Source organism: Curtobacterium sp. MCLR17_059 (genome assembly GCF_003234665.1).
Lineage (GTDB): Bacteria > Actinomycetota > Actinomycetes > Actinomycetales > Microbacteriaceae > Curtobacterium > Curtobacterium flaccumfaciens.
Map to the genome: position 1 here is coordinate 290,471 of NZ_QKSU01000003.1, position 25,109 is coordinate 315,579.

Annotated in this window: 18 protein-coding genes; 10 read left to right on the top strand and 8 right to left on the bottom strand. The window is 72.2% G+C overall.

Going from position 1 to position 25,109, the window contains the following annotated elements:
* Positions 1–53: 53 nt before the first annotated feature.
* The 5 genes from DEJ12_RS06945 to DEJ12_RS06965 all read right to left on the bottom strand — a co-directional run bounded on the left by DEJ12_RS06945 (position 54) and on the right by DEJ12_RS06965 (position 5,387).
* Positions 54–908 (bottom strand): glycosyltransferase family 2 protein, encoded by an 855-nt coding sequence (locus DEJ12_RS06945; RefSeq protein ID WP_071406439.1) that lies wholly within the window; start codon positions 906–908, stop codon positions 54–56.
* Positions 905–2,083, bottom strand: coding sequence for a glycosyltransferase family 1 protein (locus DEJ12_RS06950; protein ID WP_220034775.1), 1,179 nt, complete (start codon positions 2,081–2,083; stop codon positions 905–907). Before DEJ12_RS06950 ends, DEJ12_RS06945 begins: the two co-directional genes overlap by 4 nt.
* Before the next feature lie 74 nt (positions 2,084–2,157).
* Positions 2,158–3,213, bottom strand: coding sequence for a glycosyltransferase family 2 protein (locus tag DEJ12_RS06955; protein WP_111029473.1), 1,056 nt, complete (start codon positions 3,211–3,213; stop codon positions 2,158–2,160).
* Positions 3,214–3,251: 38 nt separating this feature from the next.
* A complete protein-coding gene (locus DEJ12_RS06960; protein ID WP_111022340.1) occupies positions 3,252–4,481 on the bottom strand; it encodes an ABC transporter ATP-binding protein in 1,230 nt (409 codons plus the stop codon).
* A 3-nt stretch (positions 4,482–4,484) separates the two neighbouring features.
* Positions 4,485–5,387 carry an ABC transporter permease gene (locus tag DEJ12_RS06965; RefSeq protein WP_111029474.1) on the bottom strand — a complete coding sequence of 301 codons (903 nt, stop codon included), beginning with the start codon at positions 5,385–5,387 and terminating at the stop codon, positions 4,485–4,487.
* Positions 5,388–5,576: 189 nt separating this feature from the next.
* On the opposite strand from DEJ12_RS06965, the gene DEJ12_RS06970 reads away from it, so the two are divergent.
* On the top strand, positions 5,577–6,185 hold the full coding sequence (locus DEJ12_RS06970; RefSeq protein WP_111029475.1) for a hypothetical protein: 609 nt from the start codon (positions 5,577–5,579) through the stop codon (positions 6,183–6,185).
* On the top strand, positions 6,185–8,743 hold the full coding sequence (locus DEJ12_RS06975) for a hypothetical protein (RefSeq protein WP_146245541.1): 2,559 nt from the start codon (positions 6,185–6,187) through the stop codon (positions 8,741–8,743). Before DEJ12_RS06970 ends, DEJ12_RS06975 begins: the two co-directional genes overlap by 1 nt.
* 81 nt (positions 8,744–8,824) lie before the next feature.
* Here DEJ12_RS06975 and DEJ12_RS06980 read toward each other — a convergent pair whose 3' ends face one another.
* Positions 8,825–10,111: a glycosyltransferase gene (locus tag DEJ12_RS06980; protein ID WP_181433033.1), complete on the bottom strand. Its 1,287-nt coding sequence runs from the start codon at positions 10,109–10,111 to the stop codon at positions 8,825–8,827.
* A 138-nt stretch (positions 10,112–10,249) separates the two neighbouring features.
* Here DEJ12_RS06980 and DEJ12_RS06985 point away from each other — a divergent pair, with 138 nt between their 5' ends.
* Both DEJ12_RS06985 and DEJ12_RS06990 read left to right on the top strand, forming a co-directional pair.
* The gene (locus tag DEJ12_RS06985; protein WP_071405761.1) at positions 10,250–12,736 is read left to right on the top strand and encodes a glycosyltransferase; all 2,487 of its coding nucleotides are present in this window, start codon (positions 10,250–10,252) and stop codon (positions 12,734–12,736) included.
* Positions 12,733–13,479: a polyprenol monophosphomannose synthase gene (locus DEJ12_RS06990; RefSeq protein ID WP_111029478.1), complete on the top strand. Its 747-nt coding sequence runs from the start codon at positions 12,733–12,735 to the stop codon at positions 13,477–13,479. Before DEJ12_RS06985 ends, DEJ12_RS06990 begins: the two co-directional genes overlap by 4 nt.
* Before the next feature lie 168 nt (positions 13,480–13,647).
* Here the strand turns inward: DEJ12_RS06990 and DEJ12_RS06995 are convergent, their stop codons facing one another.
* Positions 13,648–14,934, bottom strand: a complete 1,287-nt coding sequence (locus tag DEJ12_RS06995; RefSeq protein ID WP_128780653.1) for an O-antigen ligase — start codon at positions 14,932–14,934, stop codon at positions 13,648–13,650.
* Between the two features lie 107 nt (positions 14,935–15,041).
* Here DEJ12_RS06995 and DEJ12_RS07000 point away from each other — a divergent pair, with 107 nt between their 5' ends.
* Positions 15,042–16,394, top strand: a complete 1,353-nt coding sequence (locus tag DEJ12_RS07000; RefSeq protein ID WP_111029479.1) for a hypothetical protein — start codon at positions 15,042–15,044, stop codon at positions 16,392–16,394.
* Positions 16,395–16,407: 13 nt separating this feature from the next.
* Here DEJ12_RS07000 and DEJ12_RS07005 read toward each other — a convergent pair whose 3' ends face one another.
* Positions 16,408–17,787 carry an O-antigen ligase gene (locus tag DEJ12_RS07005; RefSeq protein WP_111029480.1) on the bottom strand — a complete coding sequence of 460 codons (1,380 nt, stop codon included), beginning with the start codon at positions 17,785–17,787 and terminating at the stop codon, positions 16,408–16,410.
* A gap of 66 nt (positions 17,788–17,853) precedes the next feature.
* Between DEJ12_RS07005 and manA the strand changes: the two genes are divergently transcribed.
* The 5 genes from manA (at position 17,854) to DEJ12_RS07030 (ending at position 25,073) form a co-directional block, all read left to right on the top strand.
* Complete coding sequence (gene manA / locus DEJ12_RS07010; protein ID WP_111029481.1) at positions 17,854–19,062, top strand: mannose-6-phosphate isomerase, class I; 1,209 nt, start codon at positions 17,854–17,856, stop codon at positions 19,060–19,062.
* Between the two features lie 105 nt (positions 19,063–19,167).
* A complete protein-coding gene (galE, locus tag DEJ12_RS07015) occupies positions 19,168–20,130 on the top strand; it encodes a UDP-glucose 4-epimerase GalE (protein WP_111029517.1) in 963 nt (320 codons plus the stop codon).
* A 188-nt stretch (positions 20,131–20,318) separates the two neighbouring features.
* Positions 20,319–20,651: a WhiB family transcriptional regulator gene (locus DEJ12_RS07020; RefSeq protein WP_081827389.1), complete on the top strand. Its 333-nt coding sequence runs from the start codon at positions 20,319–20,321 to the stop codon at positions 20,649–20,651.
* 178 nt (positions 20,652–20,829) lie between these two features.
* On the top strand, positions 20,830–23,667 hold the full coding sequence (locus DEJ12_RS07025; RefSeq protein ID WP_111029482.1) for a glycosyltransferase: 2,838 nt from the start codon (positions 20,830–20,832) through the stop codon (positions 23,665–23,667).
* Positions 23,664–25,073 (top strand): DUF5719 family protein, encoded by a 1,410-nt coding sequence (locus DEJ12_RS07030; protein WP_071405767.1) that lies wholly within the window; start codon positions 23,664–23,666, stop codon positions 25,071–25,073. Before DEJ12_RS07025 ends, DEJ12_RS07030 begins: the two co-directional genes overlap by 4 nt.
* Positions 25,074–25,109: the final 36 nt, after the last annotated feature.

A 25,109-nucleotide genomic window follows, 5' to 3' on the forward strand; every position in this document is an offset into this window, starting at 1 on the left:
GGTGTCCTGCGAACGGGACAGCCCGTGAACGAGACAGCCCGACCGAGCGGGAACTACTTGCGCGTGACCCAGCGGGCGCGGAGCGAGAGTCCCGCGTGCAGCACGACGCGCAGGGGCCAGAGCCACCACGCGCGGTACTTCCGCGACAGGAACCGGTACGCGCTGCGGTGGTGCTCGATCTCCATCCGGCGCCGGTTGGACGACGTCGAGTGGGCTCCGGTGTGGGTGACGACCGCCGAGGGCACGTACACGTTCGCTCGTCCCGACCGACCGACGCGCTGCCCGAGGTCGACGTCCTCGAAGTACATGAAGTACGACTCGTCGAACCCGTCGAGCTCGCGGAAGAGCGACGTCCGGATGAGGAAGCACGCGCCGGAGAGCCATCCGGCCTCGCGCTCGACGACCTTCGTGGTGGACCAGTACCGCTGGCTCCACGGGTTCGCCGGCCAGAACCGCGAGAACGCCGCGTGGCCGAGGCCGGTCCGGAGCGAGGGGAGCTGCCGGGCGGACGGGTAGGTCTCGCCCTGGTCGTCGAGGATCCGGGGCCCGAACGACCCACCGGACGGCAACCGGTCGGCGGCGGCCACGAGTTCGTCGATCGAGCCCTCGCCGAGCACGACGTCGGGGTTCGTCACGAGCAGGAACTCCGGGCGGACGTCCGGCAGGACGTCGTCGAGGGCGCTCAGGGCCGCGTCGATGCCGCCGCCGTAGCCACGGTTGCCACCGGAGGACACCACGACGGCGCCGTAGGACTCACCGATCGCCCGGAGTGCGTCGATGTCGGCCGAACCGTTGTCCGCGATGACGACGGCGACCGGGTCCTTCGAGGCACCGGCGACGCTCGCCAGGAACGGCCGGATGGTCTCGCCGGTGTTGTAGGTGACCGTCAGCACCGCGACCCGGATCACCGCGCACCCCCGGCGACGGACTCGTAGGCCTCGACGTGCACGGCTGCGGTGGCCTCCCAGGTGAACGAGGATGCCCGCGTCAGCGCCGCCGCGCGGTGGGACGCCACGAGCGCGGGATCGTCCAGCAGCGCCGTCATCGCGGACGCCAGCGCGGTCGCGTCGGGCTCGCTGTAGACGGCCGCGTCACCGCCGACCTCGGGCAGGGACAGCCGCCGGGTGGTCAGGACGCACGCGCCGGAGGCCATCGCCTCGACCACGGGCAGCCCGAAGCCCTCGCCGAGGGACGGGTAGACGACGAACTCGGCACCGCCGAGGAACCCGGCGAGGTCCTCGAGTGGCAGGTAGCCGGCCTCGATGACGTGGTCGGTGGGCTGCAGGGCGTCGAGCCGCGCGATGGCCGACTCGTCCCAGCCTCGGGCCCCGGACAGCACGAGCCACGGGACGTCGGCGCCACCAGCCGAGCCGCCGTCCGCCCCGGCGGCGACCGCCCGCGCGGCGCGCACCGAGCCGTACGCGTCGAGCAGCGCCGTGACGTTCTTCCGCGGTTCGATGGTGCCGAGGAACGCGATCCACGGAGCACCCTCGGGCAGGGTGGCGGCGATCCGGGCGTCCTCGACCGCGGCGACGTCGGGCTCGTGGAACACCGTGCGGTCGACGCCGAGCGGTGCGACCTGGACGTCGGCGCGGATGCCCCGTACGACCCGGGCGGCCTCGGTCGCGGTCGCGGCGCTCGGCACGATGACGACGGGTCGGGTGCGCAGGGACCGGCGGCTCCACCAGGTGAAGAAGGTGCGCTTCAGGCGTGAGTGCCACTCGGGGTTGGAGAAGAACGTGGCGTCGTGCAGCGTGACGACGGACCCGCCGCGCCAGCCGAACGGGAACGTGTAGTGCGGGGAGTGCAGCACCTGCGCCCCGAGCCGACGGCCGAGCGCCGGCAGCCCGGTCTGCTCCCACAGGAACCGCAGCGGCACCGAGTCGGTCCAGCCCGGCGCGGTGTGCACGGTCGCGTGCGGCGCGACGGCGGCGAAGTGCGGAGCGTGCACGGGGCGGACGACCAGGTGGACGTCGAGCGACGGGTCGGTCAGGTGGGACACGACCCCCTCGACGTAGCGTCCGACGCCGCCGAGCGCCTGCGGTACCGCGGTCCCGTCGACGAGGACGGTGAGCTGCGGCACGCGTGGTTCCTTCCGGGCGGGGACGTCGTGGCCGGGGCCGTCGACGGGGGAGTGTCCAGGATAGCCCGCTGCACTCATGCGCCCGGGTCCACGCTGCGGCGCGGGACGGACGCGCGCCGGGTCTCGCGCAGCCGGCGCGCGAGGTGGACCGGCAGGGTCCCCACGACGTCCGCGAACGCCGTCAGGACGAGCCGCGCCTCCCGGCGGGTGCGACCGGAGGCCAGCCCGCGCAGGCCGCGCACCAGGGTGCGGACGCTCGCCCGCACGACGGTCCGCCACGGAGCGTGCCAGAGCGCGACGACGATGCGGTTGCGGGCATTCCGGAAGACGAACAGGTCGCTCTGCACGCCGGACGACGCCGAGTGGTCGTGCTCGACGACCGCGTCGGCCGCGTGCTCGACGCGCCATCCGCGGCGGTGCAGCCGCCAGGCGAGCTCGGTGTCCTCGTAGTACATGAACAGGGACTCGTCGAGCAGGCCGACGTCGTCCAGCGCCGTGCGCCGGAGCGCGGACGCGCCGCCGGAGAACCCGAAGACGTCGACGTCGGCGACCCGGTCGACGGGCGCGAACCAGTCGCGGTCCATCCCGTTGCCGTCGCGGTCGACGCGGACGCCGGTCGAGTTGAGCCGGACCTCGCCGTCCGCCGACGGCGTCCAGCGACGGCCGTCGTGGTCGCGCAGCACGCGCTGGCCGGGTGCGGGCTCCAGCCCGGCCGGGAGGCCCGTCCAGCGTCCGGCGAGCACGATGCGGCCCGTCACTGCGGCGACCTCGGGCCCGGCGTGCGCCAGGTGGTCGCGGAGCGCCGCGACGAAGCCCGGTGCGGGCACGGCGTCGTTGTTCAGGAGCACGACGACGTCGGCGTCCGTGTGCCGGATGCCGGCGTTGGCACCGGCCGCGAAGCCGCCGTTGTCGCCGCGTGCGACGACGGTGGCGTCCGGCAGGGCACGGCGGAGCACCGCGACGGAGTCGTCGGACGACCCGTTGTCGACGACGATGACGTCGTCGGCCGTGCCCTCGTCGAGCACGGCGCGGACGGCCGCGGTGGTCAGGTCGGCGCGGTTCCAGTTGACGACGACGACCGCGGTGCGGAGCGTGCCGTCGGTCCGGGGCGCGGAGTCACCACGGGGCATGCCGTCGGCGCTGGTCCCGGTGTCGCCGTCGTCCGGGGTCAGTCGAGCTCCTCGATCGAGGGTTCGGCGTAGACCGTGCCCACGGCGTGCTCGAACCCGGGGACCTCGAAGGAGTCGCACTCCGGCATGTCGTGCAGGTGGCGCCCGGCGGAGTCCATCATCGACACGTTGATGAAGTACTTGCCGGTGCCGAACGCGGTGTCGGCGATCCGCAGGCGGAGCTTCCGGCGACCGTGCAGCGGCTGCAGTTCGAGGCCCATGATGCCGGTGGTGGTGCCGTAGACGACCTGGCCACCGGCGTTGTTGATCTGGACCGCGGCCTCCCAGTCGGCGATGCCGTCCAGGTGCTCGAACTCCATGTCCACGACGAGGTCGTCGCCCGGCATGACCTCGGCGCGGGGCTCCTTGCCGTCGACGCGCACGCTCGCGCCGATGACCTTGCCCCGGCCGACGGCGACGTCAGTGCTGAGCTCGCCCTGACGGCGTTCCTCGAGCACCTCGCGGAACATGCTCACGGCCTGGACGGGGTCACCGTCGTGCAGCACCTTGCCCTTGTTGAGCAGGACGACGCGGTCGCACATCTCCTGCACCTGGCTGAGGGAGTGCGTGACGATGATGATCGTCTTGCCGGCCTCCTGGAAGGTGCGGATGCGGTCGAGGCACTTGCGCTGGAAGGCCTCGTCACCGACGGCCAGCACCTCGTCGACGAGCAGGACGTCGGGGTCGGTGTGCACGGCGACGGCGAACGCGAGCCGCACGTACATGCCCGATGAGTAGAACTTCACCTGGGTGTCGATGAAGTCCCCGATGCCCGAGAACGCCAGGATGTCGTCGAACTTCTCGTCGGTCTGCTTGCGGCTGAGGCCGAGCAGGCTCGCGTTGAGGTAGACGTTCTCGCGACCCGACAGGTCGGGGTGGAACCCCGCGCCGAGCTCGAGCAGGGCGGCGAGGCGACCGCGGCGGGACACCGTGCCGGAGGTCGGCTGGATGATGCCGCCGATGGCCTTGAGCAGGGTCGACTTGCCGGAGCCGTTCTGGCCGATGAGCCCGACGGTCGAGCCGGCCTGGATCGACACCGTGACGTCGTCGAGGGCCCAGAAGTCCTGGCGGTGCTTCCGCCCGGCGCGGCCGAGCGTGACGATGCGCTCGCGCAGGGTGTTGTCCTTGCGGACCGTGAAGCGCTTGCGGACGTGGTCGATGACGATGACGTCCGGACGCTCGGCGGTCTCGCCGGCGGTCGTCGGGGCGACGGGGGTGCTGATGGCCATGGTCTAGAGCTCCTGCGCGAAGTTGCCCTGCAGGCGGGAGAAGATCCGCTGCGCACCGATGAGGCAGAGGAGACCGATCACGAACGCGATCCCCAGCCGCAGCATCAGGTGGTCCGGGTACGTGACGTCGGCCGGGTCGTGCAGCCAGATCGCGTTCTGCAGGCCGAGCACCGACAGGGTCAGCGGGTTGTTCGTGTAGAGGGTGAGGAGCCAGTCGGCGTTCACGGTGGCGACCACCCGCGAGTACGAGTAGACGATCGGCGAGGCCCAGAGCAGGACCATCAGGCCGACGTCGATGACGAACTGCACGTCGCGCAGGTACACGTTGAGCGCGGACAGCACCAGGCCGATGGCCGCGCCGTAGACCAGGATCACCGCGAGCGCGGGGATCAGGTAGACCAGACCCTCGTGCCACGGGAAGACGCCGATGACGACCGTCGCGGCCAGCAGGATCGCGAACTGGATGGTGAAGTTCACCAGGGCCGCGCCCACACTGGCGAGCGGGAAGACCTCGCGCGGGACGTAGACCTTCTTGATCAGCCCCGAGTTGCCGACGATCGACCCGGTCGACCCGGCGACGATCTCGCTGAAGAGCGTGTAGGCGGTCAGGCCGGTGAAGACGTAGATCGCGAAGTTGTCGATGCCGTTGGCGGCGCCGAGGACCTTGCCGATGACGAAGTAGTAGATGAGCAGCTGTGTCAGCGGGCGCACGAGCGTCCACACGAACCCGAGTGCCGAGTCCTTGTAGCGGGCCTTCAGGTCACGCCGGACGAGCATGCCGAGCATCTCGCGCTGCCGGAAGACGTCGCGCAGCTCACGGAAGGTCCCGCGGAAGGCGCTCGTCGGAGCGCCGATCACGACGAGGGGTTCCTTCGCGAGCGCGGTCATGCGGGCTTGGTCGACCATACGTCTCTTCGTTCGTGGGGGCAGGACCGGAACAGCATACTCACCGGGCCCGCGGGACGGGGTTGGGCGACGGTCGTCGTGCACCCCGAGTGGGGGTGATTCCGGCCGATCCAACCCTCAACCTTCACTTTCGAGTTACCGTTGTTGCAACCCGGACCCTTGTCAACATCCACAGGACGGCCCGTCAGCATGCTCCTCGCATCCAGGCCGATCGCTGCGTTCGCGGTGGTCGGTGCACTCAGTCTCCTCTTGGCCGGTTGTTCCGGTGGTGGCGACGACGCCACCCCGTCGCCGTCCGCGTCCGTCTCGCGCACCCCGAGTGCGACCCCGACGGACGACGACTCGGCGACCTCGGCCCCCACCGGTACGGCCTCGACGCCGACCGACGGTGGGTCCGACGACGGTGACGGCGACGACGCCGGCGCCTCCGACGACGACACCCCCGGTGCGTTCCCGGGCAGCGGCGCGACGAACCAGCCGGACACCGACCCGTCGGAGTACCCGGCCACGTCCGTCGTCACGTTCGCCGGCTGGGACACCGGCTCGAAGACCCTCCAGGCCGGTGGCCTGGTCTCCGGTACGACCGACACGAGCGGGAAGTGCACCTTCACCGCGACGAAGGACGGCGTCACGCGCACCGCCACGAGCACCGCCCAGGCGAGTGCCTCGTCGGTGAACTGCGCGCAGGTGTCGTTCCCCGCGGCGAAGGTGTCGAGCGGCACCTGGTCCGTCACCCTGACCTACGCCGTCGGCTCCGCGTCGACGACGTCCGACCCCCTGACCGCCGAGGTCCCGTGATGCGCACCCCCCGTTCCCCCCGAGCAGCCCGCTCCCGCCGTTCCCTCCGGAGCTCCCTCGCCCTGGTGGCGGCCTTCGCCGTCGCGGTGAGCGGCCTGACCTTCGGCACGGTGCTCGCGGAGCAGACCACGACCCAGTCGGCCTCGGCCGCGGTCGCCTCGGACTTCGACCCGGGCAACATCATCAGCGACGCGAACTTCTACAACGGCTCGGCGATGAACGCCGCCGCCGTGCAGTCGTTCCTGACGAGCGTCGCGCCGAACTGCCGGAAGTCGTCGAGCGGCCCCGCCTGCCTCAAGGACTTCTCGCAGAAGATGAGCTCGATCGGCGCCGTCTCCGGCCGGTGCGCGGCCATCGCGGGTGGCACCAAGTCGGCCGCGACGATGATCGCCCAGGTCGGTGCCGCGTGCGGCATCAGCCAGAAGGTGCTCCTCGTGCTCCTGCAGAAGGAGCAGGGCATCGTCACGACGTCCTCGCCGACGTCCTACATGTACCTGCACGCCACCGGCTTCGCGTGCCCGGACACCGCCCCGTGCGACCCGGCCTACTTCGGCTTCGGCCAGCAGGTCTACGCAGCGGCCCTGCAGTTCAAGCGGTACCAGGCGTCGCCGACCTCGTGGGCGTACCAGGCGGGCCGGACGAACTCGATCCTGCTCAACCCGAACGCGGCCTGCGGTCGGAAGTCCGTCTACATCCAGAACCAGGCCACCGCGAGCCTGTACATCTACACCCCGTACACCCCGAACGCGGCGGCCATGTCGAACCTCTACGGCTCCGGTGACAGCTGCTCCGCCTACGGCAACCGCAACTTCTGGCGCATGTACACCGACTGGTTCGGTGCTGCGGCCGGCGGCGGCAACCCCTACGGCGACGTCGACTCCGTGACCGCGACCTCCACCTCGTCGATCACGGTCACCGGCTGGGCGGCCGACCCGGACACCACCAACGCCCTGCGCGTCGCGTTCTACGTCGACGGTGCCGGCGCGAAGACCGTCACGGCGGACAAGACCCGGAGCGACCTCGCCGGCACCCTCGGCGCGAACAACACCCGGCACGGGTTCTCGGCCGAACTGACCGGGCTGAGCCTCGGCAAGCACTCCGTCTGCAGCTACGCCATCAACCAGGGTCGCGGGGCGAACACCCTGCTCGGCTGCTACACCCGCACCATCACGAGCGCGGCGCCCAAGGGCGTCCTCGACTCGGTGACCGGCGGCGTCGGCACGATCTCGGCCACCGGCTGGGTCCTCGACCCCGACTCGTCCAAGCCCGGCTCGTGGAAGATCCTCGTCGACGGCGTGAGCAAGGCGACCGGCACGGCGGACAAGACCCGCACCGACGTGGCGAAGGTCTACCCCGGCGTCGGCAGCACCCTCGGCTTCTCGAAGACGATCGGTGGCATCAGCGCGGGCTCGCGCGCCGTGACGCTGTACGTGATGGACAAGCCCGGCACGAAGTACGTGAAGGTCGCGTCGAAGTCGGTCGTCGTGGACGCCCCGACCACCGGCAAGACCGGCAAGACCGGTGCCGTGCGCGGGTCGTACGACTCCGTCACCGGCGGCGTCGGCACGGCCACCGTGCGCGGCTGGGCGATCGACCCGGACGTGTGGGACCCGGTCAAGTACAAGATCCACGTCGACGGCGTGAGCACGAACAGCGGGGTCGCGGACGCGACCCGCACCGACGTCGAGGCGACGCACCCCACGTGGGGCTCCGACGTCGGCCTGACGCTCCGGCTCACCGGCCTGAAGGCGGGCAAGCACACCGTGCGCGTCTACTTCCAGGACCTGCAGGGCGGCAAGTACGTCAGCTTCGGCACCAAGTCCGTGACGGTGACCGCCGCGTCGACCGCCGAACCCGACGCGTCGGGGACGACCGGCAAGACGGGCAAGACCGGCTCGGTCAAGGGTGCGTTCGAGTCCGTGGTCGGTGGCGTGAACAGCGCCACGGTGCGCGGCTGGGCGATCGACCCCGACGTCTGGGACCCCGTCGCGTACAAGATCCACGTCGACGGTGTCGCCATCGCCCCCGGGACCGCGAACGCGAAGCGGACCGACGTCGAGGCCGTGCACCCCGCGTGGGGCTCCGACGTCGGCCTCTCGCTGAAGATCCCCGGGCTGACCGCCGGCACGCACACCGTGCGCGTGTACTTCCGGGAGCTGCCGAGCGGCACGTACAAGAGCTTCGGCACGAAGAGCGTGACGGTCACCGACCCGCCGACCACCGGCAAGACGGGCAAGACCGGCTCGGTCAAGGGCCTGTACGAGTCCGTCACCGGCGGCACGGGCACCATCACCGTGGCCGGCTGGGCGATCGACCCGGACGTCTGGGACCCGGTCAAGTACAAGATCCACCTGGACGGCGTGGCCGTCTCGCCGGGCACCGTCAACGCGACCCGCACCGACGTGCAGGCCGTGCACCCGGACTGGGGTTCGGACGTCGGGCTGTCGCGGAAGCTCACCGGGGTGAAGAAGGGCACGCACACCGTGCGCGTCTACTTCCAGGACCTGCCGAGCGGCACCTACAAGAGCTTCGGTACGAAGACCGTCACCGTGCAGTAGACGGGCACCAGATGACGGACGGGAGGCCCGGTACCAGCTGGTACCGGGCCTCCCGTCCGTCGTGGGTCGCGTCGACCGCCGTCAGCGGCGCGCGCGCCGCGCCATCAGGCCCACGCCGTGCAGCAGTCGGTACTCGGGGGAGCGCGTGAGGCCCTCGAAGCGGGCCGCGATCTGGTCGCGCTCCGCCTCGGCCAGGCGACGGGCGGTGTCGTACGCGCCGACCTTCTGCTCCGACGCGACCAGGCGCGCGTTGATGTCGTGCACGCCGGCCAGGTGGACGTCGCGGTCGTGCTCGGTCTGCCGGAGCGTCTCGCGCTGGGCGGTGGCCCACCGCAGGAACGCGCCACGCTCGCCGCTCCGGCCCGAGGCGGCGGCGACGGCGGCGTCGAGCGACGGACCGACCTGTTCGGCGCGGCTGCGGAACGAGTGCCGCTCGACCACGACGGCGCGGAGCCGGGCGACCAGGGCGGTGCGCTCGTCGCGGGGCATCGCGAGCACGCGCTCGAGCGAGCCGGCGTCGTCGAACACCGGCACGTCGGACAGGCCGAGCTCGTCGAGCCCGAGCGCGCAGTCGGTGACGGGCAGTGCACCGGACGCGAGCGACTCGTACAGGCGGGAGTTCAGGGTGCCGTACTCGGCGGCCGGCTCGATGACGTCGTCGACCACGAAGCCGGCGGCGCGGTAGACCTCGGGCAGGGCGAAGTAGGACACGGCCGGTCGGAGCTCGACGCCCGCGGAGGCTTCGACGTGGTCGACGTTCGCGGCGAACCAGACGATCGGTTCGGCCGGGGCGATCTCGGCCAGGACGTCCTGCACGCGGCGGCGGACGCCCCAGAAGTTGACGGTGGTCACGGCGCGGTCCGTGCGCTCGCGCGGTGCGGGGGCGTCGGTCGTGAACAGCTCGGTGTCGACGCCGATCGGCACCACCTCGACGGGGCCGGAGTAGGCCGCCGCGATCGTGTCGCGGGCGATCCCGGACGACGTCCAGACCGCGTCGAACTCGTCGAGGTAGGGCAGGGCGGCCCACTTGGCGGTCCAGTTCCGCACCCACGCCACCAGGGCGGTGCCGGCGGGGACGTACCCGGGCACGAAGGACTCGATCATGCTGACCACGACGGCGGTGTCGGCGGGGAGCTCCTCGCCCCAGCGCTCGAGCGGCCACATCGCGACGCCCCAGCCCTCGGCCCGGAACGCCCGCGCCAGCCCGAGCGCGACGAACAGGTCGCCCTTGCCCTCGGTCGGGTCGGCGGTCGACACCGCGAAGCGGATCGTGCCGCGGGGGCCCTCGGCGTGCTCGTCGGCCGCGAGGGCCGCGTAGTCCTCGCGGAGGGGAGAGGACATGGGGGTGCTCGGGATCACTGCGGTCACGCACGCCATTCTGCACGAATCCGCAGCGGCGGCAGGGAGTCCCTGGGCGCGCCTTGTAGGGTGTCATCGGCCCGCGGCACCCCGTTGGCCGACCCATCGACCCGCGCCCGGTGCGCGGCAGCTGCTGGAGGAACTCGCGTGACAGAGCGCAAGCCGGGAGTCGTGTCCGTCATCCTCGTGAACTACAAGGGCACGGACGACACCCTGACGAGCATCGCGGAACTCCGCAAGCAGGACTGGCCGCAGGACAAGCTCGAGGTGATCGTCGTCGAGAACGGTTCGGGCCCCGAGCACCTCGGGCGTCTGAAGGCCTCGAGCCTCGACTTCACCCTGATCGACGCGGGCGCGAACCTCGGGTTCACCGGCGGGTGCAACCTCGGCGTCGAGAAGTCCTCCGGCGAGGTCGTGGCGTTCCTCAACAACGACGCCCGCCCGGACACCGGCTGGGTGCGCGAGGCGATGGCCACCTTCGCCTCCGGTGCCGACATCGGTGCCGTCGCCTCGAAGGTCCTCGACTGGGAAGGCGTCAACGTCGACTTCACCGAGGCCGCGATGACCTGGTACGGCATGGGCTACAAGCCCTTCGCCGGGTCGCCGGACACCGGCCGGTGGGAGAGCGAGACCGACGTCCTGTTCGGCACCGGCGCCGCGATGTTCATCCGCGCGGAGCTCTTCGAGCAGCTCGACGGCTTCGACGACCGCTACTTCATGTTCTACGAGGACGTCGACCTCGGCTGGCGGCTCAACCTGCTCGGCTGGCGCTTCCGGTACCAGCCGAAGTCGGTCGCGTTCCACAAGCACCACGCGTCGATGAACAAGTTCGGCGACTTCCGCGAGACCTACCTCCTCGAGCGGAACGCACTGTTCACGCTCTACAAGAACCTCGGTGACGAGCAGCTCGCCGCGGCGCTGCCCGGTTCCCTGGCGCTCGCCGTCCGCCGTGCCGTGGGCCGCGGGGAGCTCGACTCCACCGAGCTCGACCTGCGCAACCCCGGCGACGACAGCGTCCCGACGATCCCGGTGCCGAAGACGAGCATGGCGGGCATCTACGGTGTCGACCAGTTCGTCGAGCAGCTGCCGTCGATGACCGAGTCCCGCCGCCAGATCCAGGCGACCCGCGTCCGGTCCGACCGCGAGCTCCTCCGCCTGTTCGGCAACCGCGACGAGCCCGCCTACCCGATCGAGAACTACCTGGCCGGCTACGACAAGATCGTGCACTCCCTCGGCGTGCTCGAGGTCGGCACCCGCCGCCGCGTCCTCATCATCACGGGCGACTCGATCGGCGCGAAGATGGCCGGTCCGGCGATCCGTGCCACCCAGATGGCCAAGCAGCTGGCGTCCGAGCACGACGTCCGCGTGGTCAGCCTGACCCGCTCGTCGCCGATCGACCCGTCGTACGAGGTCGTCACGGTCCCGCACCGCCACCCGCGCCAGATGGTCGAGCACGAGGGCTGGGCCGACGTCATCATCGTGCAGGGCCACGCGCTCCGGCTGTTCCCGGTGCTCGAGTCGACCAGCAAGATCCTGGTCGTCGACGTCTACGACCCGTTGCACCTCGAGCAGCTCGAACAGGGCCGCAGCGACGACGTCGACAAGTGGAACCGCCAGATCCTCGACGCCTCGGACACGCTGAACCACCAGCTCGAGCTCGGCGACTACTTCATCTGCGCTTCGGAGCGCCAGCGGATGTTCTGGCTCGGGCAGCTCGCCGGCTCCGGCCGCGTGAACGCCCGCACCTACTCGCGCGACGCCGACCTGCGCTCGCTCATCGGCGTCGTGCCGTTCGGCCTGTCCTCGACGCCGCCGGTCCACGACCAGCAGCGCGTCAAGGGCGTCGTGCCGGGCATCGGCAAGAACGACAAGCTCGTCGTCTGGGGCGGTGGGATCTACGACTGGTTCGACCCGATCACCCTGGTCCGCTCGATCGCCCAGCTCGCCGAGCGCCGCCCGTCGGTGAAGCTCTTCTTCATGGGCGTGCAGCACCCGAACCCCGACGTCCCCGAGATGGACATCGTCGCGAAGGTCCGCGCCGAGGCCGACGCCCTCGGGCTCACCGGCAAGCACGTGTTCTTCAACGACCAGTGGATCCCGTACGAGGAGCGCGGCGCCTACCTGCTCGAGGCCGACGCCGGCGTCTCGACGCACTACGAGCACCTCGAGACCACCTTCTCGTTCCGGACCCGCATCCTCGACTACCTGTGGGCACGGCTGCCGATCGTCACGACGGCCGGCGACTCGTTCGGTGACCTCGTCGCAGAAGAGAAGCTCGGCATCGCGGTGCACGAGCAGGACATCGACGGCCTGGCCACCGCGCTCGAGACGGCGCTCTTCGACAAGAAGGCCCGCACGGAGTTCATCGGCAATGTCGACCGCGTGCGCGAGCAGTTCACGTGGGAGAACGTCCTCGCCCCGCTCGTCGAGTTCTGCCGGAACCCGATCCGCGCTGCGGACAAGTCGGTGCGCGACACCGCGTCGTCGATCGAGCCGCACAAGATGCGCGTCCGCGTCCCGGAGCGCAAGAAGCTCTCCGGCGTCCGCTACGACCTCGGCCGTGCCGTGCACTACCTGCGCACCGAGGGCCCCCGCAGCGTCGCCGGCAAGGTGAAGCGGCGCCTGAACCGGTGACCCCGGGGGAGACCACCGCCCTCGTCATCGTCCCGACGTACGACGAGGCCGAGAACATCCGTGCGATCACCGCCGCCGTGCTGGCGGCGGTGCCCGGTGCCCACCTGCTCGTCGTCGACGACGGCAGCCCGGACGGCACCGGGGACATCGTGCGGTCCCTGGCGGCCGCGGACGACCGCGTGCACCTGCTGCAGCGCTCCGGCAAGCTCGGGCTCGGCACGGCGTACGTCGCCGGGTTCCGGTGGGGCCTGGAGCGCGGGTACCCGCTGCTGGTCGAGATGGACGCCGACGGCTCGCACCCGGCCGACCGGTTGCCGGCACTGGTCGACGCCGTGACCGCGTCCGACGACGTCCTGCTCGCCATCGGGTCCCGCTGGGTCCCCGGTGGGTCGGTGGTCGACTGGCCGCTCCGGCGCCAGGCGCTCAGCCGCGGGGCCAACACCTACGCCCGCCTGGTGCTCGGGCTCGACGTGCGGGACATCACCGCCGGCTACCGCGTGTACCGCTCGTCGGCGATCGCGCGGATGGACCTCGGGTCGGTGGACTCGAAGGGGTACTGCTTCCAGGTGGACATGACGCTGCGCGTGGACGCCCTCGGCGGCCGCATCGTCGAGGTGCCCATCCGCTTCCGTGACCGCGTGCACGGCGTCTCCAAGATGAGCCGGTCCATCGTCCTCGAGGCGATGCTCCGCGTCACCCAGTGGGGCGTGCAGCGCCGCCTCGGTCGCCGCACGCGCCCGTAGGGCGCCCGCTCGCTCGCTTCGTGAGCAGGAACGGTCGGGTCGCCTCCGCAGGGGCGACCGTTCCTGCTCACGATGCGCGCGCCGGGAACGCTGGGCGCGACGGCCTGGAGGCGCGGTGCGGGGCCGCCACGGGCCTCCAGGCCGTCGGTGGGTCGCGCCGTACCGCCGCTACACGCGCGGCAGGTGCCGGCGCCACGAGCGGCGCCGCGCGGCGATCACGAGGACCGTCACGAAGAACATCAGCCCCGCGCCGTGCAGCAGGTAGCTCTCCGCCGTGCTGGTGACGGCGAGCAGCACGAGCACGGCGGCCGGCCACACGTACGCCACCCCGGGGAACGTCGTCGCCGTGACCCAGGCACGCGCGAACGCGAGCAACGCGGTGATGCCGAGGATGAGCGTGCCCGCGAACCCGATCTGCAGCCAGGCGTCCACGAAGGCGTTCAGGCCCGAGGTGAACCGGACGCCGGCGGGGTCGATGAGCGTGACGTAGGGCACGACGGGCTCGGTCGGCCACGTGCCCACCCAGCCCCAGCCCTGGATCGGGTAGCGCTCCACCAGGACCCGGATCTGCGACCACAGGTCCGTCCGGGTGGCCGTGCCGCCGGCCGCCCCGATCTCGGCGAGCAGGCGGTGCCGGGCGAGCACCCCGACGGCGAGCGTCAGCAGGACGACCGCGCCGAGGACGCCGTTGACCACCGGTCTGGTCGCCGGTCGTGCGTGCCGGAGTGACCAGAGCGCCAGTGCGGTGACGGCGAGCGCGATCATCGCGAGCCCGGTGATGGGGGACTGCACGAGCATCAGGGCGATGACGGCGAGCGAGGTCGAGGCGATCGCGCGCCAGACCGTGACCGACCGGGTGAGGAACTCGACCACGAAGGTGACCAGGGCCATCGCGGCGATGAAGCCCATGAAGTTGCGCGTGCCGCCGATGCCCTGGATCGGGCCGCCGTACGCGATGTCGCCGCGGATGCCGAACGCCGGGAACGGGACGTCGAGGACCAGGCCGGACAGGACCTCGAGTCCGAGGGCCGTCACGAGCAGGATCCGGAAGGCGTCGCCCGAGGCCCGGATCACCTGCACCAGGTCGCGGCCGAGGGCCAGGTACAGCCCGAGGCCGATGAAGCACACGGTCTGCACCAGTCCGCGGAGCGCCACCCAGGAGTACTCGCTCCAGAGCACGCTCAACGCGCAGTAGCCGACGAAGGCCAGCAGCGAGAGGGGGAGGACCCCGTGCCACTCGATCCGGTAGCGCTGGCCGAGCAGGCTCAGCCCCGCGAGCACGAACAGCGTCACGAGCACCGCCCAGGTCCCCGCCCGGCCGACGAGGGCCTCGACGGTGGGCTGGCCGAACCCGAACAGCACGATGACCGTCGCGAGCGCCTGGCTGAACCGTCCACCGGCCGAGAAGCCGATCCAGGCGGAGAGGTACCGGCGCCCGAGCACCTGTCTGCTCACCCGGCCGTCCGTCACGCGTCCATCTTGGCGCACGACCTTGTGACGAGCACACCGCATCGCGGTGTGGCTGTATCGACGATGCGCGATGACCGAACTATCCTCACCGGATGGACCTCGCGCGCAGGGTCAGCGGCGTCCCCCTCGTCGCGGTCGTCGTCGGCCTGCTCACGACCGCCCTGGCCTGGTACCGGCTCGGCCCGGTGCCGCGGAACACCGTCTGGGCCGAGGACGGTGGCGTGTTCCTGCGCGAACGGATCGCGATGGGTCCCGTCGACACCCTGCTGCACCCCTACGCCGGGTACGTGCACCTGCTGCCGCGCCTCATCGTCGACCTCGGGTACGCGCTGCCGCCCGAGCGGTACGCGCAGGTGGTGGCGCTCGCCGCGTGCGCGGTCGTCGGCGGGGCCTGCGCCCTGGTGTTCGTGCTGTCCCGCGACGTCGTCCGCCCGTGGCCGTTGCGGCTGGTGCTCGCCGCCGTCCCCGTCGTCCTGCCGCTCGCCCCGTACGAGATCAGCGGCAACGCGGCGAACCTGCACTGGTTCCTGCTCGTCCTGGTGCCGTGGGTCTTCGCGTGGCGTGCGCGGTCGTGGTGGGCGGCCGGGGCACTCGCCGTGGTCGCGGGGGCGGTCGTGCTCACCGAACCGCTCACCGCGCTGTTCGCGCCCCTGCTGCTCCTCGCCTGGACGCCGCGTGGCCGTGCGCCCGGACCGGCCGGCCGGTGGACCGCGCTGCCGGTCACGCTCGTCGTGGTCGTCGCCCTGGCGGTGCAGGGCATCACGACCCTGACGAGCCCGCGGGCCCTCGCCACGGGGTCGCCGGCAGTGCGCGACGTGCTCGCGGGGTACCTGCTGCGTCCCGTGGCGGGTGCCTGGGACCCGGACCTCGGTGCGGTGCTGACGGCGGTGGTCGAGCACGGCTGGGCGGTGGTCGTGGTGCCCGCAGCCCTGCTGCTCGTCGTCCTGGTGGCGGCCGTCGTGGTCGGGCCGGCGCGCACGCGGTGGATGGTCGCAGCCCTCGCCGTCGGCTCCGTCGCGGTGTGGTGGGTGGCCCTGCTCGCCAACGGCGGCGACGGCCTCCGCTGGTCGGCGCCGGTCGCCGCGATGGCCGCCGTGCCGCCGCAGCGCTACGCCGCGGCCGCCGGCCTGCTGCTGGTGAGCGCCGCGGTGGTCGCCGCCGCCACGCTCGTGGACGCCCGCAGCTGGTCGCGTGCTGCCGGACGGACGGGAGGCCCTGGTCGCCTCGTCGGCGCGCTGGCCGGTTGGTGCGTGGTCACCGCCGTCGTCGCGTCGGCGGTCCTGCACGTCGCGCCGACCGACACGCGGCGGAGCGACGGGCCGGTGTGGGCGGGGCAACTGCCGGCGGCGGTGGCGGCGTGCGACGCGGACCCGACGCTCGAGGTCGCCCGGGTGAAGTCGAACCCGTGGTCGTCCCCGGTGTCGTGCTCGTGGCTGTCGCGCTGAGGGAGCGTGCGGGTCAGCGCGTGCCGGCCCAGCGGAACTCGCGCTTGGCGGGCGGCGTGCGCGGACCGTCGCCGGTGGACACCGGTTCCTCGCCGGTCAGCACGATGCGCGTCTTGATGGCGAGCAGGGCGAAGAGCACCCAGTTCCCCTGGTAGAGCAGGCGGGACTCGGCGACGGACTGCACGAGCAGGGCGACGACGACCAGGAGCGGCAGGAGCGACACCGGGTCGAACGACCGCGGACGCAGCGCGGCGTCGTACCCGATGCGGGTCGCGCAGGCCCACGAGCGGGACAGCGTCGTGACCACGTAGATCGCGAAGAGCACCAGGCCGATGATGCCGGTCTGCATCCAGACGTCCAGGTATGCATCGTGGGCCTGCAGGTACGTGACGCCCTTGCGTTGCGCCAGGTCGGCGAGCGTCGGGATGCCCGGCCACCAGTACCCGATCCAGCCCCAGCCGCCCACGGGGTGCTGGTCGATCAGGCCGAGCACCTTGGCCCAGATCTCCCCGCGTCCGGTGGCGTCCGAGCCCTTGCCGAGCAGCTCGGACACCGGGCCGCGCAGCACGAACGCGGCGACGGCGACGACGACGGCACCCACCGCCAGCAGCAGGTAGCGCGGGGTGCGGCGCTCGGTCGGGACACGGCGCATCCAGACGGCGGCGAGTGCGACCACGGCGACCACGAGTGCGGCGGCGATGACCGTCGACGAGCGGGTGAGGACGAAGCCGAGTGCCGCGACGACGAGCCAGCCGATCGCCTGGTTCCGGCGGATCCGACCCTCGGCGAACTGCACGGCGACCACGATCGCGACCAGCAGGGCCACCATCGCGAGCAGGTTGGCGTTGCCGGGCAGCCCCTGGATCCGGCCCCCGGTGAAGAGCTCGGCGCGCGAGAAGTAGAAGGCGTCGGGGACGTCGCGGTCGCCGTAGTCCGTCCAGATCGGGGCGATCGGGTGCCGGACGAACACCGCGACGGCGGCCTCGAACAGGAGCGAGAGCATCAGGACCCACCGGAGCGCGAGGCTCAGGGCGTCGGTGATCCGGCGCCACGTCAGGGTCGAGGCGATCGTGAACGCGACGGCCGCGCAGATCACCTGCACGGTCAGGCTCGAGATCGTCGCGAACCGCCAGTGCGACCAGACCAGGGTCACCAGGCACCAGCCGAGGAACGCCCAGAGCGCCCAGGGAGTGCGGACGAGCGGTGGCCTCGCCCGGACCAGGATCGTGATGCCCCATGCCGCGACGAGGGCCCAGAGGATGCCGGCCCCGACCCAGGTCAGGGTGTTCGGCACGGCGTCGCCCGCGAACAGCACGAACAGGGTCGTCGCCCCGAAGGCGAACGCCTCGCGCTCCGGTACGGTCCCGCGCGCCAGTGGCCAGGTGTTCGTCACGACGCCAGGCTACCGGCCGGTCGCCGTCCGCAGGACTCCACCGGCAGCGCCGGTAGGCTCTGGCCCATGTTCCTCGGCATCACGAACACCCCCCGCGACTACGCCTGGGGCTCGGTCACCGCGATCCCGGAGCTCCTCGGCCGCACCGTCACGGGTGCCCCGCAGGCGGAGCTCTGGCTCGGCGCCCACGCCGGCAGCCCCAGTGTCGTGGTCAACCCGGCCATGGTCGGCGGGGCCGACACGCTCCGCGACTGGATCGCCGACGAGCCGGAGACCGCACTCGGTCCGGACCGCACCGGCCTGCCCTTCCTGCTCAAGGTGCTCGCCGCTGCGGCACCGCTCTCGCTGCAGGCGCACCCGACCCCGGAGCAGGCAGAAGAGGGCTTCGCCCGCGAGGAGCGCGAGGGGATCCCGCTCGACGACCCGGCCCGCAACTACAAGGACCCGTTCCCGAAGCCCGAGCTCGTCGTCGCGCTGAGCGAGCGGTTCGAGGCGCTGAGCGGCTTCCGCCCGGTCGAGGAGACCCTGGCCGAGGTCCGCGTGCTCGACGCCGGTACCGGCCGCCTCGGTCCGCTCGAGGTGCACCTGCTGCACGGGCTCGAGGACACCGTCCGCTGGCTCGAGACCGCCGACGAGTCCGCGCTCGCCGTGGTGCAGGCCGCGAGTGACCTGGCCGTCTCGCTCGACGACGACCTGCTCACCCCGAACACCGCGACCGTCCGCGACCTGGCGACTACCTGGCCCGGCGACCCCGGCATCGTCGTCTCCCTGCTCATGCACCGGGTGACGCTCACCGCGGGGCAGGCCATGTACCTGCCCGCCGGCAACATCCACGCGTACCTCGACGGACTCGGCATCGAGCTGATGGCGCCGTCGGACAACGTGCTGCGCGGCGGGCTCACGCCGAAGCACGTCGACGTGCCGGAGCTCCTGCGGGTGCTCGACTTCACCGCGTACCCGGCACCGGTCCTCGAGCCCGAGCACATCGCCGAGGGCGTCGACCGGTTCGCGCCGGACGGCGTCGGCTTCGCGCTGCTGCGGGTGGACGGTGACGGTCGCCCGGTGGGACTGAGCACCGGCGGGGTCGCCCCGCTCGTGGGGCCGTCGATCGCGATCTGCACCGAGGGCGTCGTCACGCTCGTCGGCGCGCAGTCGGCGACCCTGCTCCGCAAGGGCGAGTCGTGCTTCATCACCCCGGACGAGGGCGACGTGACGGTCGAGGCGGACTCCTCCGACGGCATCACGTCGACCGTGTTCATCGCCACCGGCGCCTAGGGCACGGACCGGCACCGGCACCGGGACCGGCGCGGGGCCGCACGCCGTGGCGTGGACCCGCACACCGCCACCGGGGCGTCGCCGACGTCCGCTAGCGTGGCGACCATGAGTTGGCTGGTCACCGGCGGTGCCGGGTACATCGGGTCCCACGTCGTCCGAGCGCTGCGCTCGGCCGGCATCGACACGGTCGCGTTCGACGATCTGTCGAGCGGCTTCCGCGCGTTCGTCCCGGACGACGTGCCGTTCGTCGAGGGCACGATCCTCGACGGCGAGCTCGTCGCACGCACGCTGCGCGAGCACGAGGTCACCGGTGTGGTCCACGTCGCGGGGTTCAAGTACGCCGGCGTCTCGGTCGAGCGCCCGCTGCACACCTACGAGCAGAACGTCACCGGCATGGCGACCCTGCTGCGCGCGATGGCGGAGACCGGCGTCACCAAGGCGGTCTTCTCGTCCAGCGCGGCGGTCTACGGCACGCCGGACGTCGAGACCGTGGTCGAGTCCACCCCGAAGAACCCGGAGTCGCCGTACGGCGAGTCGAAGCTCATCGGCGAGTGGCTGCTGCGCGACATGGAGGTCGCCGCGGGCTTCACCACCACGTCGCTCCGGTACTTCAACGTCGTCGGTTCGGGGGAGCCCGACCTGTACGACGCCAGCCCGCACAACCTGTTCCCGCTGGTCTTCGACGCGCTGCTCGCCGGCCGGACCCCGCGGATCAACGGCGACGACTACGCCACCCCGGACGGCACCTGCGTCCGCGACTACGTGCACGTGGCCGACCTGGCGCACTCGCACGCGGTGGCCGCGCGGAAGCTCGAGGCGGGGGAGCCGCTCGCGCGGGCCTACAACCTCGGCAGCGGCGACGGCGTGAGCGTCCGGCAGATCATGGACGCGATGGCGTCGGGCACCGGGATCGCCTTCGACCCCGAGATCGCACCGCGGCGCCCCGGCGACCCGGCCCGCATCGTCGCGACCGGCGAAGCCGCCGCCCGTGACCTCGAGTGGGCCATGCGGCACTCCCTGGACGAGATGGTGTCGAGCGCCTGGGAGGCCCGTCGCAGCGCCTCCTGAGCGCCTGAGGACGAGTCAGTTGTCCCCCGGAAGGCCCACCCGAGCGGTGCGACACGCCCAAACGGGGGACATGACACGCTGGAGCGGTCAGTGCCTTCTATGATCCGCGACTTGACTCAGGCGAATGACACCGCTGTAATTACAGGCAACGGCCGCAAGAGTTGGGGTTCGTTGTCGAGGCGGCAGGGGTGATCAGGGTGAACGGTTCCGAGTTCCACGCCGGAGTTCCGGAGGACTGGCACGTCGATCCCGTGGCGCTCGGCGTCCCGGGTGTCCGACGTCCGGAGACCGACGACGAGGAGAACCCGCTCGCCTGGCAGGTCGACTCGCTCTGCGCGCAGACCGACCCCGAGGCGTTCTTCCCCGAGAAGGGCGGCTCCACGCGCGAGGCGAAGAAGATCTGCACCTCGTGCGAGGTCCGGGCGCAGTGCCTCGAGTACGCGCTCGAGAACGACGAACGCTTCGGCATCTGGGGTGGCCTCTCCGAGCGGGAACGCCGCAAGTTGCGGAAACGGGCGTAGGAGCGTTCACGGCGCGCCAGCGCCGTGCGACTGCGCCCCTGAGGAGCCTGCGACGAAGGCGCCGGAAGGCGACCACCTCCGCCCGTCCCGCACCGCGCAGTGAGCGCATCCAAAGGTTCACGGCGCGCCGCCGTCCGCAGCCGACACCGCGCCTCCAGACCGTAGAGTGACGCCCGTCATGCAGCCCAGAGTCACCGCGATCCTCGTCGCCGCCAACGGGGCGGCCCACCTCGACCGGACCCTGGACGCGCTCGCCGCCCAGACCCGCCACCCCGAGAACCTGGTGGTCGTCGACGTCGGCACGACCGACGGATCGACCGCCGAACTGTCCTTCGGCGGGTCCGCGCAGCTCGTCCGGCTGCCCGCCGGTACCGCGTTCGGTGACGCCGTCCGCCAGGGCGAGCGCAGCGCGCCGCCCGCCGCGACCGACGAGCCCGTCGCCGAGTGGCTGTGGGTCCTCGGCCACGACAACGCGCCGGCACCGACCGCGCTCGCCGACCTGCTGTCCGCCGTCGAGATCGCGCCCTCGGTCGTCGTCGCCGGTCCGAAGCTCGTCGCCGACGACGACCCCTCGCTCATCCGCGCCTTCGGCGAGAGCATGACCCGCTTCGGCCGGTCGATCGTGCTGGTGCAGGACGAGCTCGACCAGGGCCAGCACGACCGCAACACCGACGTGCTCGGTGTCGCCGCAGGTGGCATGCTCGTGCGCCGCTCGGTCTGGAACGAACTCGGCGGCTTCGACCCGGCGCTGCCGGACGTCGACGCGGCCCTCGACTTCTCGGTGCGGGTCCGCCTCGCCGGACACCGCGTCGCCCTCGTGCCGGAGGCCAAGGTCACCAGCGCCGGACCGATCGAGGAGTTCGGCCGCAAGCGCGTGTCCGAAGCGCGGCGCGTCCGGATGCACCGGCAGGCGCAGCTGCACCGCCGGATGACGTACGCGCCCGCCGCGCTGGTCTGGCTGCACTGGCTCACGCTCGTGCCGTTCGCGATCGGCCGCGCGCTCGGACACCTGGTCGCGAAGCACCCCGCCGCCGTGGTCCCCGAGCTCTCCGCCGCGTTCGCCGTCGCGTTCGGCGGCGGCACGGGGCGGGCGCGCAAGAACCTCGCACGCACGAAGAAGCTCGGCTGGGCCGCCGTCGAACCGCTCCGTGTGAGCTGGCGTCGGGTGTACGAGCACCGCACCACCTCGCGGGACGTCGAACTCGCCCGGGCCGAGGACGCCCCGATCGCCCGGGCGTCGTTCCTGAGCGACGGCGGCATCTGGGTGGTCCTGGCCGCCGCGGTCCTCAGCGTCGTGACGCTCTACCCGCTGCTCGGGTCGCCGGCCCTGACCGGCGGGGGACTCCTGCCGCTCTCCGCGACGCCGGGACAGCTCTGGCAGAACGTCGGGTACGGCTTCCACTCGCTCGGCACGGGCTTCACCGGCCCGTCCGACCCCTTCGCCGCGGTGCTCGCCGTGCTCGGCTCGATCGTCTTCTGGTCGCCGTCCACCGCGGTCGTGCTCGTCATGCTCGTCGCGTTCCCGCTGTCCGCACTGGGGGCCTGGTTCGCGGTCCGCAAGGTCACGACCCGCACCTGGGTGCCGGTCATCGGTGCGTCGCTGTACGCGATCGCCCCGTCGCTCGTCGGAGCCGTGACGACCGGACACCTCGGCGCCGTGATCGCGCACCTGGTGCTGCCGTGGCTGTTCGTCGCCGTGCTCGAGGCGCACCGCTCGTGGGCCTGGGCCTCGGGAGCGTCGCTCCTGTTCGCCGTCGTCGCCGCCTCGGCGCCGTCGCTGCTGCCGGTCCTGCTGGTCGGCTGGCTCGTGGCGCTCCTGGTCGGCTGGCGCCGGGCCCACCGTCGCCTGTTCATCCCGGTGCCGACCGCGGTGCTCTTCCTGCCGCTGATCCTGGCGCAGGCCGCACGCGGCAACCTGCTCGCGGTGTTCGCCGACCCGGGTGCGCCGTCCGCGACCCGGGCGCCGTCCGCGCTCCAGCTGGCCATCGGACAGCCCCTGCCCGACTGGAGCGGCTGGCTCCCCGCGACGTCCGGACTCGCGCTGGTCGCCACGGTCCTGCCGATCGTGATGGCCGTCCTCGCGCTCCCCGTGGCCGCCGCCGCGATCGGGGCGATGCTCGGCCACCGCTGGGCGGTCGCGGGCTCGGCGCTCGTCATCGCGCTCCTCGGCTTCGCCACGGCCTTCGCCGCCACCCACGTCACGGTCACCGGTGTCGGGTCGACCACCACCATCGTCTGGCCCGGCAGCGGTCTGTCCGTGTACTGGCTCGCCCTCGTGGTCGCGGCCTGCATCGGCATCGACGTACTGCCGAAGGCCGCCCCGGTCACCGGGCTCGTCGCGACCGTGCTCGCCGGTGTGGCCGTGGCTCCGGCCTTCGCGGCGTTCTACCTCGGGACCGCCACGATCGAGCCGACCACCGGCCGGGTGCTCAGCGCGTACGTGAACGCCGAGGCCCAGGCGAACCCGGACGTCGGCACGCTCGTGGTCGTCCCGCAGGACGACGGTTCGCTCGCCGTCACGCTCGAGCGCGGGCAGGGTTCCACCCTCGACGACCAGTCGACGCTCGACGCGACCGCACTCCGGCTGAGCGAGTCCGGCGCACGGCTGACGACGCTCGCCGGCAACCTGGCGAGCCGCAGCGGGTACGACCCCCGGCCGGCGCTCCGCGAGCTCGGCGTGAGCTTCGTGCTCATCGACGACGCCGGTGACGACCCCGAGGCGCAGACGGTGCACGACCGGGCCGCCGGCGCGATCGGTCAGAACGCGCTCTTCACGAGCATCGGCGAGACCACGAACGGTCAGCTGTTCCACTACGAGGGCGAGGTCGACCGCACCCGCTCCGGCTCCGCGGCGACCCAGGCCACCCACGTGCTGTACCTCGTCGTGCTCGGCGTGGTCTTCGGCGCCGCAGCACTCCTTGCGGTCCCGACGGCCCCGCGCCGCCGCCGTGCCACCTCGAACGTCATCGAGGCCGAGGAACCCGCCACCACCTTCGACGAGGAGCGCGACGAATGAGCACCAACCCCTCCTCGGTCCGGCGCTGGATCGTCCGCGGCACCGCCACGGCCGTCGCCGTCGTCGTCGCCGCGGGTGCCGTCACCGCGGCGCACGCCATCGGCACCGAGTCCGAACCGGGTCGACCGGCCGGGCGCACCGTCACGCCGGTCCCCGCCGCCGCCGAGCGTGTCTGCGCCGGCAGTGCGCTGCGCCTGTCCGACGATGCCGGCAACGACGCGACGCAGGCGAGCACCGTCGGCACCGCGACCGTCGCGACGGCGACGACCGGTTCGACGGTCGAGCGGTCCTCGCTCGACTCCTCGACCACCGGCGGCAGCGACCCCCGACTCCTGACGGCCCCCGCTGGTGAGACGACGCCGCAGGTCGCGGGCAGCAGCTTCCAGAGCGTCTCGAGCGGCGACCTGGTGGGCGCGGGCGCTGCCTCGTGCGACGACCCGACCCAGTCCACGTGGCTCGTCGGCGGCTCGACGGAGACCGGTCGGACGAGCCTCGTCACGCTCTCGAACCCGACCGACGTGAACGCCACGGTCGACCTGACGATCTTCGACGGCTCGGGGACGGTCAGCGCACCCGGGACCACCGGCATCGTCGTCGCGCCGAACACGCAGAAGGTCGTCCCGCTGTCGGGCTTCGTGTCCGACGCCGCCTCGACCGTCGTGCACGTCACGTCGTCCGGCGGCCAGATCGTCGCGCACATGCAGGAGTCCGTCGTCCGCACCCTCACCCCGGGCGGCTACGACATCGTCTCCGGTGGGGCCGCGCCGTCCCGCTCGCAGGTCATCCCCGCCGTCGCCCTCGCCGACGCGCAGGCCGCCCAGCGCGGCGACGACACGGCCGACGCGGCGCCGATCGTCCGGCTGTTCGTCCCCGGCACGAAGTCGGCGCGCGTCACCCTCGGCATCAGCACGGCCGACGGCGGCGGCACGACCGTCAACGCCACCGCCGAGCCCGGGGTCGTCACCGACGTCGCGCTCGACGACTTCCCGGACGGCCGGTACTCGTTCACCGTCACCTCGACCGAGCCGGTCGTCACCGGTGCGCGCACCACGACGCCGACCGACGGTGCCAGCAGCGGCACCGACCTCGGGTGGTTCGCCTCGGCCGAGCCGCTGGGCGACCGGACGATCACCGCCATCGCCCCGGGCGAGGGTGTGCGGCTGAACTTCGTGAACCCCACCCGCCAGGACCGCTCCGTCACGGTGCGGTCGGGCGACGAGCGGCGCACGCTGAAGATCCTGTCCGGTGCGACCGTGACGCTCCCGGTGCAGACCGCGAAGCAGCTCACGCTGACCGGCACGGAGGGCATCGTCGCGGGCGTGACCTACCGCGGGGCCGACGGCATCGCCGGCTTCCCGGTGCGCCCGGCGACCGACGTCTCCACCCCGGTCCGCGTCTACCCCTGACGCCGGGCGCGGTCAGCCCAGCGCCGGCGGCACGAC